This is a genomic window from Bilophila wadsworthia ATCC 49260 (genome assembly GCF_000701705.1).
Taxonomy (GTDB): domain Bacteria; phylum Desulfobacterota; class Desulfovibrionia; order Desulfovibrionales; family Desulfovibrionaceae; genus Bilophila; species Bilophila wadsworthia.
Genome location: NZ_JNJP01000044.1, coordinates 20,094 through 33,597 on the forward strand (window position 1 = coordinate 20,094; position 13,504 = coordinate 33,597).

Consider the following 13,504-nt stretch of genomic DNA (forward strand, 5'->3'; position numbering starts at 1 on the left):
CCCGCCGAAAAAGCGGGCATACGCCTCGGATCCGCGTTCACTCTTCTCTCCGCTTTTTCTGATGGATGCCGTCCCGTTGTCTTTCGCCGCAAACGCCTTATTGAAAGGAAGTACGGCATCCGTCTCTCCGGGGCGGACGCCTCAAGGAATGCGCTCCGCACGGGCATGGCCTCCGGATGCTGCTTTGGCCTTGAAACCGTTTCATTGGGCTGCCCCTTGAGTGCGGAAAGCTTCATCCCCGGCTGGTTCCGCCGGGGGAAAACGGCTTCGGAACGTATCGGGAGCAGAGGTTTCTTGCCGCAATCCGTACGGAACCGATGTAATTCTATCCCCGCCTTGCGCATTCGCAGGGAAGCGTGTATGCCAAAAACCGACTTTCTTGTACCTTTACCCCTGTTTTCAGGAAGGGAGGAAATATGTCCAGAAACGTTATCGTCATCGGTGGCGTGGCCCTCGGCCCCAAGGCGGCCAGCCGCCTGAAACGGCTTGATCCCACGGCCAACGTGACCATGATCGACGAAAACATCAATATTTCGTTCGGCGGCTGCGGCATCCCCTACTATGTTTCCGGCGAAATCAATTCGCTGGACGCCCTGCGCTCCACGACCTACGGGACCGTGCGCACCCCCGAGTATTTCGAGCATAAGGGCGTGCATACCCTGAACCAGACCCGCGTGACCGCCATCGACCGCGCCTCCAAGACCGTGACGGCCAAGAACCTGGTCACGGGCGAAGAGAAGGCGCTCCCCTACGACCGCCTGATCATCGCCACCGGCAGCACTCCCAAAGTGCCCCCGGTCGAAGGCCGCGACCTCAAAAACGTGGGCGGCGCGAACAACCTTGAGGACGCCGACGCGCTCCGCAAGGCCTGCGCTTCCGGCAGCGTGCAGAACGCCGTGGTCATCGGCGCCGGGTTCATCGGCATGGAAATCGCCGTGGCCCTCGCCGACATGTGGGACATCAAGACCAGCGTGGTGGAATTCATGCCGCAGGCCATGCCCGGCGTCATGTCCGCCAGCCTGTCCGATATGGTCAGGCATGACCTCGAAGAACACAACGTCGACGTCTATACCGGCGAAAAAGTGCAGCGCCTTGAAGGTGAAAACGGGGTTGTGGCCCGCGTCGTGACCGACAAGCGCACCCTCGACGCCGATCTGGTCATCTTCGCCACCGGCTTCGCGCCCAACACAGCGCTGGCCCGCGCCGCCGGGCTCGATCTTGAGGAACGCACCGGCGCGATCCTCGTCAACGAATACATGCAGACCTCCGATCCCGACATCTATGCGGGCGGCGACTGCGTGGCCATTCCGAACCTCATCACCGGCAAGCCCTTCGTGCTGGCGCTCGGCTCCCTCGCCAACCGGCAGGGCCGCGTCATCGGCACCAACGCCGCCAGCGACGACGGCAAGGCGGCCGCCTTCCAAGGCGCCGTGGGAACGTGGTGCGTGAAAATCTTCAAGATGTCCGCGTGCGGCACGGGCCTGACCATCGAACGTGCCAAAGCTTTCGGGTTCGACGCCATTTCCGCCAGCCTCGAACAGCTCGACCGCGCCCATTTCTACCCTGAAAAGCACATGATGACTCTTGAACTCGTGGTCGAACGCGGAACCCGACGCGTGCTCGGCATTCAGGGCGTGTGCGAAGACGGCGACGCCCTCAAGGCCCGCATCGACGCCGTGGCGACCATGCTCCAGTTCGGCAAGCCCACCATCGACGATCTCGCCAATGCCGAAATCGCCTATGCCCCGCCCTTCGCCTCCGCAATGGACGCCGTAAACGCCGTGGCCAACGTGGCCGACAACATCCTCTCCGGCCAGCTTAAGCCCATTTCTTCCAAGGAATTCGGCGAACTCTGGAAGGATCGCGCCAACAATAACGTCTTCTTCGCCGACGCCCGCCCCGCCGTGGCCGGCAACGCCACCGCCGCCAAGTATCCCGGCGAATGGCACGCCATCGCGCTGGAAGACATTGAAGCGAAGTTCGACTCCATCCCCAAGGATCGCCCGGTGGCCCTCGTGTGCAACACCGGCCTGCGCTCCTACGAAGTGATGCTGTACCTGCACAACCACGGCGTGACCGACGTGGTGAACGCCCTCGGCGGCATGCAGGCGCTCATCAAGCGCGGCGACAACATGTAAAGACGGTTTGAGGGGCCTCCCCTTCGAACGACGCAGGACGGGGAAAAGCGTTCCATTTTCGCTTTTCCCCGTCTTTTTTTGCCTTTATCGTGCCCTTGCCACAGCTCCTCTGTCCCGGTAAACTGCCCGGCAAAACAAGGAAGTTCGTATGCACGCTCTCTCTTCGAATCCAGCTATCAAGGAAACCTCCATGAAACGCAAAATACTCTGGGCTTTTCTCATCATCTGGCTCATTCTGACCGCCTACCTGCTGTTCCTGTCCAACAAATGGGCGTCCGCCGCCACCCCGTCCTACGCGGCCTCAAGCGCCGTCACCACGGACAATTTTGCGGAACTGCTGCGCGAAACCCTCCAGAAAAACCCTGACCTGCTGCTCAGCGTCCTGCGCGAAAACAGCGAGGCCGTACTCGACATCGCTCAGGAAGGCTCCAACCAGCGCCGCCACAAAAGCCTGATCGCCCAGTGGAAGGCTGAGCTGAACCAGCCCAAAGAAGTGGACATCAAGGACCGCCCGTTCCGCGGGGCCGCCGATGCGCCCGTGACCATCGTGGCCTATTCGGATTTCACCTGCCCCTACTGCCAGCAGGCCGCCGGGACGATGGAAAAGGTCCTCAAGGAAAATCAGGGCAAGATCAAATACGTCTTCAAGCACTTCCCGCTGGAAACCACCGGCGCCGCCCGCCTCGCCGCCGAATACCACGTCGCCGCCGCCCGTCAGGATCCGGAACTGGCGTGGAAGTTTTATGACCTGCTCTTCGCCCGCCGCGCCGACGTGCTCAAGGACGGCGAACCCGCCATCGTGAACGCCGCCAAGGACGCCGGGCTGAACATGAAGAAGCTCGCCGCCGACGTGAAGCGCAAGGACGTGCGCGCCGAAGTGGACGCCGACATTGCCGAAGGCCAGCGCATAGGCGTGCAGGGGACCCCGTATTTCCTCATCAACAACCTTGTGGCCCGTGGCGCGCTGTCTTCCGATCTGTTCAAGGAAGCCATCAACATGGCCTTGCAGGCCGCTCCGTCCGGGCAGAAGTAACGCATGATCATCACCCGCAATCCCGATGCGCTTGATCTGCCGCTGCCGCTGGACCTCTCTCAGGGGACCTCTGTGACGGTAGGCAATTTCGACGGCGTCCATTTGGGGCATCAGGCGCTTCTTGCCATGACCTGTGAACGCGCGGCCGCGACGGGAACGCTTCCCGTCGCCATGACGTTCAACCCGCATCCCCTTGAAGTACTGACGCCATACGCGCCTCCGCGCCTCACGACCTCGCAGGCACGGCTTGCACTGCTGGAAGCCTCCGGCATGGCGCTTGTGATGCTTGTGGTCTTTACGTCCGAATTCGCGGCCATGTCGCCGGAAACCTTCGTGCGCCGGATTCTTCTCGGCACGCTGAACATGCGCGAGCTGCTCCTCGGCTACGACTTCACCCTCGGCAAGGGCCGCGCCGGGACGCCCGAAGTCCTCGCCCAGCTCGGCAAAGCCGAAGGCTTCAACGTCGATCGGATGGATGCGCTCTCCGTGCACGACGAAGTGGTCAGCTCCACGCGCATACGGGAGCTGCTGCATCAGGGGCAGGTCTGGGAAGCCAGCAGCCTGCTCGGCCGCCTGTACAGCGTGCAGGGCGAAGTCATCCACGGCAAAAACCGGGGCGGGCGCCTGCTCGGATTCCCCACGGCGAACCTCGCCCCCACGCCGACCATGCTCCCCAAGCCCGGCGTGTATGTGACGCTTGCCACGCCGTCGGAATCCGCCGGGAGCGGGCTCCCCTTTGTCTTCGATCCGGCGCATCCCACCTCAAACACCTATCCGGCGGTGACGAACATCGGGTACAACCCGACCTTCGGGCCGGGCGCGCTCACGGTCGAGACGCACCTGCTTGATTTCGACGCGGATCTTTACGGCAAGCATCTTGAAGTCGCCTTCGTCGAACGCCTGCGCGGCGAAGTCACCTTTACCGGCCCCGACTCCCTCGTCGCCCAGATCAAAAAGGACGCCGAGCAGGCACGGAAAATACTGGAAACGGTTACGGGGGAATAGAGAGGCTGAGGCCTCCGGCGGCAAGGGGCTACCGCCCCTTGACCCTGTCCGGGGGGCGAGCCGCCCCCGGGCCCCGGCACAACGCCCGTAGAAGAAACGGTTCCGCATCCAGCTTGCGCTGGCTCCGGAACCGTTTCTTCTACGGGCGCCCTGTCGACGCCAGATGTTTCCTATTTTAGAATATTAATTATAAAAAACAATATATTATAAAAACCACTGCGTTTCCAAGAGGAGATCGCCGGGAAACTCACGCCAACGCATAGGCTGTCAAGAAACCGCAGCCGAGATCTGCCCCACTTACAAAAGTCTTTGAAGAGGAAGGGGGGAGGTTTGGAGGGGGGAAGGAGAAACTTTCTGAAGAAAGTTTCTCCTTCCCCCCTCCAATTTCACTCAATCACGAACGCGTTCGCCGCGTGCGTGGCGGCGGGAATGTTCCCTTCAGCAAAAAGACGGACAACCTCCAGCGCGGCGGGAAGCTGCTTGCGGAAGGCGTCCTGCGCCTCGGGACTGAGCCGCCCGAGGACCCAGTTCACGGTGTCCTCGCCACCATGCGGGGAACGGCCTATGCCGAGGCGAAGGCGGTAGAAATCCGGCGTGCCGAGACGCTGCGTGATCGACTTCAAACCGTTGTGCCCGGCATTGCCCCCGCCCTTCTTGAATTTCATCCGGCCCGGCGCGATATCCAGCTCGTCGTGCACGACAAGGATATTCTCGGGCAGAAGACGGTGCCACGCCGCGAGAGGCTGTACGCATTCGCCGGAAAGGTTCATGAAGGTCTGCGGTTTGGCGATAAGCCACTGGTCCGGGCTGCCCGGAAGGGCCGCCTTCCACAGCTCGCAGCGGAACTTGTCCCCTGACATGGAGGAAACATTTTTCGCCTCGCGCAAGAGTTCATCCACAAACAAAAACCCCATGTTGTGACGGGTCGATTCGTATTGCTTGCCCGGATTGCCCAAGCCCACGATAAGTCCGGCGACAGCCATATCAAACCTCTCGGAAAACTTCCGGCCTGACGGACGCAGGCCACAAAAAAAGGAATCCACCGGATTCCTCGCCAATTCGTTCCCTCAACCCATGCGGGGCAGCCCCTTTCCTACGGCATCAACGGGATGCCGAACATGTCGACAGGGAAAGGAGGCAAGGGAGTGGAGAGGAATGCCTTAAGTGAGGACGCTCCCTTCCACTCCCAAACAATGCGCTTATTCAGCGGCAGCGTCATCGCCGCCGGGCATCAGCACGGACACGATGGCGTAGTTGTTGTCATAAGCGGCCTTGACGCCTTCGGGAAGCTTCACGTCGGCGATCTGGATGGTGGTCCCCACATCCATGCCGGAGATGTCGATGGTGACCTTGGCGGGCATATCGAGAGGCTTCGCCATGAGCTGGATCTGTTCGCGGTAGGTTTCGAGCTTGCCGCCCACCTTGGTACCGCGGGCAACGCCGGTGAATTCGACCGGAACGGTGATCTTCACGGGCTTGTCGAGATCGACGCCGTAGAAGTCGATGTGCGTGAAGCGGCTGGTGATCGGGTCGCGCTGCGTGGCCCAGATCAGCACGGGATGCGTGCCGTCGCCTTCGATCTCGAGGTTGAACACGGTGGTGCGGCCAACCTGAGAGAAAAGCTTCGCGAAAGAGCGAACGGACATCTGCACGGGCAGGTTTTCACCCTTGGCGGTGTAGAACACGCCGGGGATGAGTTCTTCCTGACGGGCGCGGCGGTTGGCGCCCTTGCCGAGACCGGCGCGCTTCTGCACGCTGAGCACTTTGAGATCGGACATGGATGTTCTCCTTACCCTTCCACGGGAAAAAAGCCGTGGTGGTAGATTCGCTGAGATGAGCCGGTGCCCCGGAGGACGCCGGAGAGGTTTCTTTCCGTTCGCCCGGAACGTTTCAAAAGCGAAACGCTCCAATCCGAACGCTGGTTCGGCGCGCCGCAACACGGCGCTGATTCTACCGAAAACGATGTTTTCCGGCAGAACGGCACCTTTGAAATGTTCAGCATTTCAAAGGCAATCCGCTTTAGAACAGCACGCTTACGGACGACCCGGTGTGGATGTTGTGGATGCTCTTGGCGAGAAGGCTGGCCACGGAAACGACCTGCAGCTTCGAGCACACGTCCAAACGTTCACCGGACGGGATCGTGTCGGTGACGACGACCTTGGTGAACACCGAGTTGTTGAGCCGCTCGAGGGCGGGGCCGGAAAGCACGCCGTGCGTGGCACAGGCGTACACTTCGCGGGCGCCTTCGCGGAGCAGGACTTCGGCTCCGGCGCAGATCGTCCCTGCCGTATCGATGATGTCATCCACGAGTACCGCGATCTTGCCGTCCACATCGCCGATGACGTGCGTGGCGGTCGCCTGGTTGGGGCGGTCGCGGCGCTTGTCGATGATGGCGAGGGGCGCTTCAATGCGCTTGGCGAAGGAGCGGGCGCGTTCCACGCCGCCGGCGTCGGGGGAAACCACCACGATCTCGCCCTTCATGGACATGAAGGGTTCGAGCAGCACCTGAGACGCGAACAGGTTGTCCACAGGGCAGTTGAAGAACCCCTGGATCTGTCCGGCATGGAGGTCCACGGTCACCACGCGGTTCGCACCGGCGGTCGACAGGAAATCGGCCACGAGCTTGGCGCTGATGGGCGCGCGCGGGCTGACCTTGCGGTCCTGACGGGCATAGCCGTAGTAGGGGATGACGGCGGTGATGCGGCCCGCGCTGGCGCGCTTGAGCGCGTCGAGCATGAGGCAGAGCTGCATCAGATTGAAGTTCACGGGCGCGCAGGTCGGCTGGATGACGAACACGTCGTCGCCGCGGACGCTGCTGCTGATTTCGATGCGGCTTTCGCCGTCGCTGAACTTCTCACACAGGGCGGGGGTCAACTGGCAGCCGAGATGCTCGCAAATGGCCTGAGCCAAAGGAGCGTTCGAGGTGCCGGTCAGAATCTTGAGATCACCGTACATAGGGGGAGGCCTTCCGGTTAAGAAACCTCTAAAGCGCAAAAAAATGGCTGGGGCGGAAGGACTTGAACCCTCGAATGACGGGACCAAAACCCGTTGCCTTACCTGCTTGGCTACACCCCAGCGTGACAAAGATTTCCTTGAAGGTGGAAATCTTACAATGCGTGGCTATAAGCAGCCACGTCTTTTTCCCGGAACCCCTCCGCCACCCGGAAGGCGGTGCCCGCATCCCGGAAGAGCCCGAAGAGGGAAGAGCCGCTGCCGCTCATGACGGCGGCGAAGGCTCCCTGCCGCAGGAGCTGCTCCCTGAGTCGGCGAAGACGGGGGAAGGCCTCGAAAACCGGCGGCTCAAAACTGTTTTCAAGCCAATGGATGGAGGAAGCCCCGTCGAGAGGTTTCTGAGAGGCACGGTTTATAGCGCCATTACGCGCTTCTGTCAATGGCCTGTTCCATTCATCCCATGCCGCATAGGCCCACGGCGTGGACACACGCTCCCTGGGGCACAGCAGGACGAGCCCCGCCCCGGCGACGCCCGCCGCGTCCAGCCACTCGGGGCACGGGACGAGCCGTTCGCCGATGCCCGAGGCCCGGCAGGGGACATTATACAGAAAAAACGGCACGTCCGCGCCGATGCGGGCGGCCAGCCCGACGAGCTCCGGCAAGGGCAGAGGTTCGGGCGCGCGGGCGTTCAGCCATCCAAGCAGCGCCGCCGCGTCCGCGCTCCCCCCTCCGAGCCCGGCCCCGTGCGGGATGCCTTTTTCCAGCACGGCCTCCACGCCCGGACGGAAGCCCGAAGCCTCGGCGAACAGGCGGTAAGCCTTGGTCAGCGTGTTGTTTTCCGGATCAATGCCCGGTTCCGCGCAGTGGAGCGCCAGCCCGCCTCCCGGCCTCAGGGCAAGCCTGAGCGTGTCGGACGGCTCGTCCAGCGGCAGGAATACCGTATCCAGCTCATGCCATCCGTTGGGGCGCACCCCCGTAATCCGCAGGGTCAGGTTCACCTTGCATCCGATCCGCAGTGCCGCCGTTTCCATCGTTCCGTCATCCACCCCGACGCCCTCCCGGCGCGTGTCGCGCTGTTTGTCTGATCAATTTATATCTTCCGATTTTCTTTTATCATCTTTCGCCTACGAACGTTTGACAAGCCCTGTCCAGTCATGGCACTAAAACCGATGTCTAACAGGGGTTCATCCGAAAAAACGGAGGCTCGGCATCGCTTCGCCCCACGCTCCCTTTTCGGCATGGACGGCTTCGGACAGGCGAGCCTGTCCGATAACTCCAACTATCCCTATGAATGAGGGGGAGGTTTCTTTATGGCACGCGCATGGATGAAAGCAGCTCTTGCGGGTATGGCCATCATGGCCATGACCGCCCCGGTGCATGCTGCCGATACGATCAAAATCGGCGTTCCCGGTGCACACTCCGGCGACCTCGTTTCCTACGGTATGCCGAGCCTTAACGCGGCTCGCATCGTCGCCGACGAATACAACGCCAAGGGCGGCATTCTCGGCAAACAGATCGAAATCATCGCCGAAGACGACCAGTGCAAGCCCGAACTCGGCACCAACGCCGCCACCAAGGTCCTTTCCGAAGGCGCCGTGGCCGTTATGGGCTCCATCTGTTCCGGCGCGACCAAGGCCGCCCTGCCGATCTACAACGACGCCAAGATCGTGTCCATTTCTCCGTCGGCCACCACGCCTGAGCTGACCCAGAAGGGCGACCACCCCTACTTCTTCCGCACCATCGCCTCCGACGACGTGTCCGGCCACCTCGCCGGCTCCTTCGCCAAGGACAAGCTCGGCCTGAAGAAGGTCGCCCTCCTGCACGACAAGGGCGACTACGGCCGCGGCTTCGTGAACTATGCCCGCGAAATGCTCGAAAAGGGCGGCGTCCAGATCGTCCTTGAAGAAGGCATCACCCCCGGCGCCGTGGACTACGGCGCGGTGATCCAGAAGATCCGCAAGGCCGGCGCTGACGGCATCATCTTCGGCGGCTACCATCCCGAAGCTTCCAAGCTCGTCCAGCAGCTTGCCAAAAAGAAGATCGACATTCCCTTCATCGGCCCCGACGGCGTGAAGGACGAACAGTTCATCAAGGTCGCCGGCAAGAACGCCGAAGGCGTCTACGCCACCGGCCCCACCGACGTGTCCAAGCTGCCCATGAACATCCAGGCGCACGAAAACCATAAGAAGAAGTACGGCACCGAGCCGGGCGCCTTCTATGACAACGCCTACTCCGCGACGGTCGCCCTGCTTGAAGCCATCAAGGCCGCCGGCAGCACCGACTCCCAGAAGATCATGGAAGCCCTCCGCACGCACATGGTGGACACCCCCCTCGGCAAGATCAAGTTTGACGCCAAGGGCGACGCCGAAGGCATCGGCTTCTCCATCTACGAAGTGAAGGACGGCAAGTTCGTCGAACTAAAGTAACGATACGTCATTCCCTTTTTCGGGTATGACGCCAATGTTCACCCTGCATCTTCCGGGACACGTCGGAAGGTGCAGGGTGAACCGCACGTTGCGGGGCGGCATCCTGACGGGCGGCTGTCTTTCTTACTAAACGATTTTTCCGGGCTTCCCGCGGACGCTGAGGCGGGCGGGACGGGGCATTCCCCTGAGCCGGCGGTTCACCGGAGAAACCAGCGAGCAGGGCCAATGGATTTACAATATTTCGTCGAACTCTTTTGTGGCGGACTCACCAGAGGCAGCATCTACGCGCTCATCGCGTTGGGCTACACGATGGTGTACGGGATCATCGAGCTCATCAACTTCGCTCACGGCGAAATCTATATGATCGGCGCGTTCACCGCGCTCATCGTGGCGAGTGCGCTCGGCATCATGGGATTCCCGGCGGCGGGCATCATCGTCATCGCCGCCCTAGCTGCGGTGATTTGGTGCGCGGCCTACGGCTACACCATCGAGAAGATCGCCTATCGCCCCCTGCGCGGCGCTCCCCGGCTTTCGCCCCTCATCTCCGCCATCGGCGTGTCGATCTTCCTCCAGAACTATGTGAGCCTGGCTCAGACGTCCGACTTCGTGGCCTTTCCGCAGCTCATCACCGACTTTGAGTTTCTGGATCCCATTTCCCACATCATCGGCACCAGCGATTTCCTGATCATCGTCACCAGCCTCGTCACGATGGTCGCGCTCACGCTGTTCATCCAGTACACGAAGATGGGCAAGGCCATGCGCGCCACCGCGCAGAACCGCAAGATGGCTATGCTGCTCGGCATCGACGCCGACCGCATCATCTCGCTGACGTTCATCATCGGCTCGTCGCTGGCCGCCATCGGCGGCGTGCTCATCGCCAACCACGTGGGACAGGTGAACTTCTTCATCGGCTTCATCGCGGGCATCAAGGCATTCACCGCCGCTGTGCTCGGCGGCATCGGGTCCATCCCCGGCGCCATGGTCGGCGGCCTTGTGCTCGGCCTGTGCGAAAGCTTCGCCACCGGCTATATCTCCAGCGCCTACGAAGACGCCCTCGCCTTCGCCCTGCTGGTGCTCATCCTCATCTTCCGTCCGGCGGGCATCCTCGGAAAGCCCAAGGTTCAAAAGGTCTAAGGGGGCCGACATGAACATGATTTTAAGAGCGCTCATGGTCAGCGTATGGTTCATGGCGCTTACCTTCCCGCTTGTCGTCCTCAAGGTGGACGCTCTCAACGACACGATCCTGTTCCGCTGGGAAAACATGGCTTCCATCGGCGTGGGCGCGTTCGTGCTTTCCATTTTCTGGCGCTGGAGCATGGAACGCAAGGCCCGCGGGGCGGTTTCCACCGGCCCTTCGCTGTTCGCCCGCGCGCTTGAGGGCGTCCGGCAGCCCAAGCCCCGCTATACCTGCCTCAGCCTCATCGCAGTCCTGATGCTCGTCATGCCGTACATCAGCTCCATGTACCAGATCAACATCATGATCTCGGCGCTGATCTACATCATGCTCGGCCTCGGCCTGAACATCGTGGTCGGCCTCGCCGGGCAGCTCGTGCTCGGCTATGCGGCGTTCTACGCCGTGGGCGCCTACACCTACGGCCTGCTGAACACCTATTTCGGCCTCGGCTTCTGGGCCGTATTGCCCGTGGGCGGCATCATGGCGGCCCTGTTCGGCCTCATGCTCGGCTTCCCCGTCCTGCGGCTCAAGGGCGACTATCTGGCCATCGTGACCCTCGGCTTCGGTGAAATCATCCGCCTCGTGCTGGAAAACTGGACCAGCGTGACCAAAGGTTCCTTCGGCCTGTCCAACCTCAGCCGCCCCTCCCTGTTCGGCATGGAAATGGGCGTAACCGAAGCGACAAACTACATTTATTACATCGTCCTCGCCGCCGTGGTCGTCACCATCATCGTCGTGGGGCGCCTCAAAAACTCCCGCATCGGCCTTGCCCTTCAGGCTCTGCGTGAGGACGAAATCGCCTGTGAGGCCATGGGCATCGACCTGACCAAGGTGAAGCTCTCGGCCTTCGCGCTCGGCTCCTGCTGGGCCGGGTTCGCCGGGGTCATCTTTGCGGCCAAGACCACGTTCATCAACCCCGCCAGCTTCACTTTCATGGAATCGGCCATGGTCCTGTCCATGGTGGTGCTCGGCGGCATGGGTTCCGTGCTCGGCGTCACCATCGCGGCGGCCATTCTGGTGCTCGCGCCCGAATACCTGCGCGCGTTCTCCGAATACCGTATGCTCCTGTTCGGCGCGGTCATGGTCATCATGATGATTTACCGTCCTCAGGGCCTCATTTCCGGCGAGAAACGCACGTACAAGATCACGAACAAGGACAAGATCGACAGCTCCAAGTCGGCTTTCGACGTTCCTGCCACGGGAGGCCAGGCATGAACACCCCTGTGCTCGAAGTAACCAACCTGTCCAAAAATTTCGGCGGCCTGCGCGCGCTCAACGAGGTGGATCTCACGATCAACCGGCAAGAAATCGTCGCGCTTATCGGCCCCAACGGCGCGGGGAAGACCACGTTCTTCAACTGCATCACCGGCATCTATCTGCCCACCGAAGGGACCGTCCAGCTTCACCTGCCCGAGCGCAACGGCAAGCCCGCCAGCTCCACGCCCCTCAACGGCATGAAGCCCAACGAGATCACGTCGCTCGGCATGGCCCGCACGTTCCAGAACATCCGCCTGTTCCCGACCATGACCGTGCTCGAAAACGTCATGATCGGACGCCATTGCCGCACGTCGGCGGGCATCGCCGGAGCGGTCTTTCAGGACTCGCGCACCAAGGCCGAAGAACAGGCTACCATCGACCGCAGCTATGAACTGCTGCGCGAGGTGGGCCTGAACATGCATTATCAGGACGAGGCCCGGAACCTGCCCTACGGAGCACAGCGCCGTCTGGAGATCGCCCGCGCTCTGGCGACCGATCCCGCCGTGCTGCTGCTCGACGAACCCGCCGCGGGTATGAACCCTCAGGAGACCCTCGAACTCAAGTCGCTCATCCTGCACCTGCGGAAGGAGTTCGACCTGTCCATCCTGCTCATCGAGCACGACATGGGCATGGTCATGTCCCTTTCGGATCGCATCTACGTCATGGAATACGGCTCCCGAATCGCCATGGGCACGCCGCAGGAAGTGCGCGAGAACCCCCGCGTCATCAAGGCGTATCTTGGAGAGTCCGACCATGCTTGAGCTTCGCAACGTCAACACCTTCTACGGCAACATCCAGGCCCTCCGGGACGTGAACATACGCATCAACGAAGGGGAAATCGTCACGCTCATCGGGGCCAACGGCGCGGGCAAGAGCACCACGCTGATGACCATCTGCGGCGGCACGCCTCCTCGCAGCGGCGAAGTCCTCTTCCGGGGGCATCCCATCCACACGCTCAGGCCGAACAAAATCGTGGCGCTCGGCATCAGCCAGGTGCCGGAAGGCCGTCTGATCTTCCCCGATCTCACCGTGCAGGAAAATCTGGATCTCGGGGCCTTCCTCCGCAACGACAAGGACAACATCAAAAAGGACCTCGACTACATTTTCGACCTGTTCCCCATCCTCGCCCAGCGCCGCGCCCAGACGGGCGGCACGCTGTCCGGCGGCGAACAGCAGATGCTGGCGATCTCCCGCGCGATTATGGCCCGTCCGACGTTGCTCCTGCTTGATGAGCCTTCCCTCGGCCTCGCGCCGATCATCATCCAGCAGATTTTTTCCATCATCGAAAAAATCAATGCCGACGGCACCACCGTTTTCCTCGTCGAGCAGAACGCCAACCAGGCGCTCCGCATCGCCAACCGCGCCTACGTCATGGAAAACGGCCGCATCGTCATGGAAGACTCCGCCGACAAGCTCCTCACGGATCCCGCCGTGCAGAAAGCGTATTTGGGGATGTAATGGAAATATTGGGGAGGGGAGAGGGAACCTTTCTGGAAAAAGGTTCCCTCTCCCCTCCCCC

At 61.7% G+C, this 13,504-nt stretch carries 12 protein-coding genes and 1 tRNA gene; 8 read left to right on the top strand and 5 right to left on the bottom strand.

Features of this window, described 5'->3' with window-relative positions:
* The first annotated feature begins 416 nt into the window (after positions 1 to 416).
* The 3 genes from T370_RS0114090 (at position 417) to T370_RS0114100 (ending at position 4,176) form a co-directional block, all read left to right on the top strand.
* A complete protein-coding gene (locus T370_RS0114090) occupies positions 417 to 2,138 on the top strand; it encodes an FAD-dependent oxidoreductase (RefSeq protein ID WP_029436083.1) in 1,722 nt (573 codons plus the stop codon).
* Positions 2,139 to 2,328: 190 nt separating this feature from the next.
* Positions 2,329 to 3,171: a DsbA family protein gene (locus tag T370_RS0114095; protein ID WP_029436084.1), complete on the top strand. Its 843-nt coding sequence runs from the start codon at positions 2,329 to 2,331 to the stop codon at positions 3,169 to 3,171.
* A gap of 3 nt (positions 3,172 to 3,174) precedes the next feature.
* Positions 3,175 to 4,176, top strand: coding sequence for a bifunctional riboflavin kinase/FAD synthetase (locus tag T370_RS0114100; RefSeq protein WP_029436085.1), 1,002 nt, complete (start codon positions 3,175 to 3,177; stop codon positions 4,174 to 4,176).
* Between the two features lie 386 nt (positions 4,177 to 4,562).
* On the opposite strand, the gene pth is transcribed toward T370_RS0114100, so the two are convergent.
* From pth to ispE, 5 genes are all read right to left on the bottom strand, one after another.
* Positions 4,563 to 5,159 (bottom strand): aminoacyl-tRNA hydrolase, encoded by a 597-nt coding sequence (pth, locus tag T370_RS0114105; protein ID WP_029436086.1) that lies wholly within the window; start codon positions 5,157 to 5,159, stop codon positions 4,563 to 4,565.
* Between the two features lie 216 nt (positions 5,160 to 5,375).
* On the bottom strand, positions 5,376 to 5,954 hold the full coding sequence (locus T370_RS0114110; protein ID WP_005028575.1) for a 50S ribosomal protein L25/general stress protein Ctc: 579 nt from the start codon (positions 5,952 to 5,954) through the stop codon (positions 5,376 to 5,378).
* A 241-nt stretch (positions 5,955 to 6,195) separates the two neighbouring features.
* Positions 6,196 to 7,131, bottom strand: coding sequence for a ribose-phosphate diphosphokinase (locus T370_RS0114115; protein ID WP_005028573.1), 936 nt, complete (start codon positions 7,129 to 7,131; stop codon positions 6,196 to 6,198).
* A 44-nt stretch (positions 7,132 to 7,175) separates the two neighbouring features.
* Positions 7,176 to 7,251: transfer RNA gene (locus tag T370_RS0114120), tRNA-Gln, on the bottom strand.
* A 32-nt stretch (positions 7,252 to 7,283) separates the two neighbouring features.
* A complete protein-coding gene (gene ispE, locus T370_RS0114125) occupies positions 7,284 to 8,159 on the bottom strand; it encodes a 4-(cytidine 5'-diphospho)-2-C-methyl-D-erythritol kinase (protein ID WP_029436087.1) in 876 nt (291 codons plus the stop codon).
* Between the two features lie 279 nt (positions 8,160 to 8,438).
* Here ispE and T370_RS0114130 point away from each other — a divergent pair, with 279 nt between their 5' ends.
* From T370_RS0114130 to T370_RS0114150, 5 genes are all read left to right on the top strand, one after another.
* Entirely contained in the window at positions 8,439 to 9,554 is a 1,116-nt protein-coding gene (locus tag T370_RS0114130; protein WP_029436088.1) for a branched-chain amino acid ABC transporter substrate-binding protein, read from the top strand.
* Positions 9,555 to 9,779: 225 nt separating this feature from the next.
* On the top strand, positions 9,780 to 10,688 hold the full coding sequence (locus T370_RS0114135; protein WP_005028566.1) for an ABC transporter permease subunit: 909 nt from the start codon (positions 9,780 to 9,782) through the stop codon (positions 10,686 to 10,688).
* A 10-nt stretch (positions 10,689 to 10,698) separates the two neighbouring features.
* Entirely contained in the window at positions 10,699 to 11,943 is a 1,245-nt protein-coding gene (locus tag T370_RS0114140) for an ABC transporter permease subunit (RefSeq protein WP_029436089.1), read from the top strand.
* Complete coding sequence (locus tag T370_RS0114145) at positions 11,940 to 12,746, top strand: ABC transporter ATP-binding protein (protein WP_029436090.1); 807 nt, start codon at positions 11,940 to 11,942, stop codon at positions 12,744 to 12,746. Before T370_RS0114140 ends, T370_RS0114145 begins: the two co-directional genes overlap by 4 nt.
* Entirely contained in the window at positions 12,739 to 13,443 is a 705-nt protein-coding gene (locus tag T370_RS0114150) for an ABC transporter ATP-binding protein (RefSeq protein ID WP_005028560.1), read from the top strand. Before T370_RS0114145 ends, T370_RS0114150 begins: the two co-directional genes overlap by 8 nt.
* Positions 13,444 to 13,504 lie beyond the last annotated feature (61 nt).

What these genes read in the sequence shown, in the direction of transcription:
- T370_RS0114090 (WP_029436083.1), top strand. Translation starts at nt 417, where the DNA reads ATGTCCAGAAACGTTATCGTCATCGGTGGCGTGGCCCTCGGCCCCAAG.
- T370_RS0114095 (WP_029436084.1), top strand. Translation starts at nt 2,329, where the DNA reads ATGAAACGCAAAATACTCTGGGCTTTTCTCATCATCTGGCTCATTCTG.
- T370_RS0114100 (WP_029436085.1), top strand. Translation starts at nt 3,175, where the DNA reads ATGATCATCACCCGCAATCCCGATGCGCTTGATCTGCCGCTGCCGCTG.
- pth (WP_029436086.1), bottom strand. Translation starts at nt 5,159, where the DNA reads ATGGCTGTCGCCGGACTTATCGTGGGCTTGGGCAATCCGGGCAAGCAA.
- T370_RS0114110 (WP_005028575.1), bottom strand. Translation starts at nt 5,954, where the DNA reads ATGTCCGATCTCAAAGTGCTCAGCGTGCAGAAGCGCGCCGGTCTCGGC.
- T370_RS0114115 (WP_005028573.1), bottom strand. Translation starts at nt 7,131, where the DNA reads ATGTACGGTGATCTCAAGATTCTGACCGGCACCTCGAACGCTCCTTTG.
- ispE (WP_029436087.1), bottom strand. Translation starts at nt 8,159, where the DNA reads ATGGAAACGGCGGCACTGCGGATCGGATGCAAGGTGAACCTGACCCTG.
- T370_RS0114130 (WP_029436088.1), top strand. Translation starts at nt 8,439, where the DNA reads ATGGCACGCGCATGGATGAAAGCAGCTCTTGCGGGTATGGCCATCATG.
- T370_RS0114135 (WP_005028566.1), top strand. Translation starts at nt 9,780, where the DNA reads ATGGATTTACAATATTTCGTCGAACTCTTTTGTGGCGGACTCACCAGA.
- T370_RS0114140 (WP_029436089.1), top strand. Translation starts at nt 10,699, where the DNA reads ATGAACATGATTTTAAGAGCGCTCATGGTCAGCGTATGGTTCATGGCG.
- T370_RS0114145 (WP_029436090.1), top strand. Translation starts at nt 11,940, where the DNA reads ATGAACACCCCTGTGCTCGAAGTAACCAACCTGTCCAAAAATTTCGGC.
- T370_RS0114150 (WP_005028560.1), top strand. Translation starts at nt 12,739, where the DNA reads ATGCTTGAGCTTCGCAACGTCAACACCTTCTACGGCAACATCCAGGCC.